Source organism: Pseudomonas sp. NPDC087346, from assembly GCF_044744235.1.
Taxonomy (GTDB): Bacteria; Pseudomonadota; Gammaproteobacteria; order Pseudomonadales; family Pseudomonadaceae; genus Aquipseudomonas.
The window spans coordinates 1-2,060 of record NZ_JBIUXX010000017.1; the positions used below are offsets into that span (position 1 = coordinate 1).

The window sequence follows — 2,060 nt, forward strand, 5'->3', positions numbered from 1 at the left end:
ATGGTGCCGTTGGGCGCAACAGTAGGCGACTCGTCCAGAGTGCTATCAGTTAGGATTTTTACGCTTCCGCGCTGCAAATCCTGAGCCGCCACCTTGAAATTGGTGAATCCGTCCTGGCGATGGATCATCACCAGAGTCTTTTCATCAGCCGAAAGCTTCGGGTTGGCGTTGTAGTTGCCGATGAATGTCACACGTTCGGCACCGCCACCACTTGCGCTGGTCTTGTAGATCTGTGGTTTGCCGCCACGGTCGGACGTGAAGTAGATGGTCGAACCATCTTTACCCCAGTACGGTTCGGTGTTGATGCCAGGACCTGCGGTCACGCGGTTGATCTGACGTGAAGCAAGATTCATCACGTAGATATCCGGGTTGCCGTCTTTCGACAGCACGAACGCCAGACGATCACCATTCGGCGACCAGGCAGGCGCGCCGTTCAGGCCTTCGAAGTTGGTGATCTGCTCGCGGCGACCGGTGTCGATGTTCTGCATGAAGATGCGCGGACGCTTCTGTTCAAACGAAACATAAGCGATGCGCTTGCCATCCGGTGCGAAACGCGGCGACAGGATCGGCTCGCGCGATTGCAGCAGAGTCACTGCGCGGGCGCCGTCATAGTCCGAGCGCTGCAGTGTGTAACGGGTGTTCTTCTCGGAGAAGCGTTCAGCCGTCACGTATAGCAGACGGGTCGAAAACGCACCTTTGATACCGGTGAGTTTTTCGAACGACTGGTCGGAGATGTAGTGCGCCATGTCCCGCAGTTGCTCGGTGGTACCGGAAACACTGCCGTCAGCCACTTTTTGCTCGGTGGCGACGTTGAACAAAGCCCACTGCACTTGCAGCTTGCCGCCGGCCGGCGCAATGCTGCCGACCATCATGTATTGAGCACCTACCGCCTTCCAGTCACGGAAGATGATTTCGCTCGGCTGGCTTGGCTGGCTGATCATGTTTTGCTTTGGAATCGGCGAGTAGTAGCCCGAGTTACGCAAATCGTTACCAATGATTTCAGCCATGTCATCCGGCAGCACAGCGCCGCCCTGGAAACCGAACGGTACAACAGCGATCGGAGTGGCCCGATCGCTACCGCTGGTGACCAGAATGTTCTTTTCATCTGCTGCCGCGAACCCTGCCATGCAGCAGATCACGACCAGCATTCCTCGAAGAAGGTTTCTCACAAGGCTAGATCCTCAGGTGTGAATGTCATCTTGAATGAACGATACGGAGCGAAATCGCTCGGCTTCATTCCCTGCATTTCCGTCAATCGTCCAATATTCTTGACCGCTGCGACTGCCGAAGCATCGAACGGACCGTCGCCACTGGATTTGGACACGCTGACCGAGGTCACCGTACCGTCCGGCAACATGCCGATTTGCAGCACGACCGTCATGCCTTTGCGTGCCGAAGGTGGACGAGCCCAACCTTCCGCTGCTCGCGCACGAATCAGGTCATCGAAACTGCCCGCGACTTCGTCACCCTGCTCATCAGCCATGGCCTGCTCGCGCTGCGGCGTGTCGGAAAGCAAATCTGCCAAGGCCTGAGCCTTTTTGTCTTCGGTAGATTTACGCGCCGCATCCTGCGATTTTTTCTTCGCAGCATCGGCAGCAGCTTTCTTCTTCGCGTCTTCGGCGATTTTCTTCTTCGCCTCGTCAGCTTCAGCTTTCTTCTTGGCGTCTTCGGCGGCTTTCTTCTTCGCGTCTTCGACGATCTTCTTCTTGGCCTCTTCAGCAGCCTCTTTCTTGGCTTCTTCCTTGGCCTCTTCTTCAGCCTTCTTCTTGGCTATATCAGCCAATTGTTTCTCTTCGACCTTTTTGGCTTCGGCTTTCTTCGCGTCGTCGGCTTTTTTGGCATCATCTGCCTTTTTCGCCTCGTCCGTTTTCTTCGCCTCATCAGCCTTCTTGGCTTCCTCGGCCTTTTGAGCCGCTTCTTCTTTCTTTTGTTCCGCAGCTTTCACCGCTTCCTGCTCGACCTTTTTCTGTTCCATCTGCTCGACTTCGTTCTGGCTCTCGTCGTTTTTCTTATCCTCTTCTTCTATTTTCTGTTTTGTTTTGGTGGTTGGCTGTATTTTT

The 2,060-nt window shown here is 55.0% G+C and carries 2 protein-coding genes; both read right to left on the minus strand.

What is annotated here, in order from left to right; genetic code table 11:
• Positions 1–1,148: Tol-Pal system beta propeller repeat protein TolB (gene tolB, locus ACIOZM_RS12740; RefSeq protein ID WP_401214241.1), on the minus strand; the 1,148-nt coding region annotated here is incomplete at its 3' end.
• Between the two features lie 17 nt (positions 1,149–1,165).
• Positions 1,166–2,060: cell envelope integrity protein TolA (gene tolA / locus ACIOZM_RS12745; RefSeq protein ID WP_401214046.1), on the minus strand; the 895-nt coding region annotated here is incomplete at its 5' end.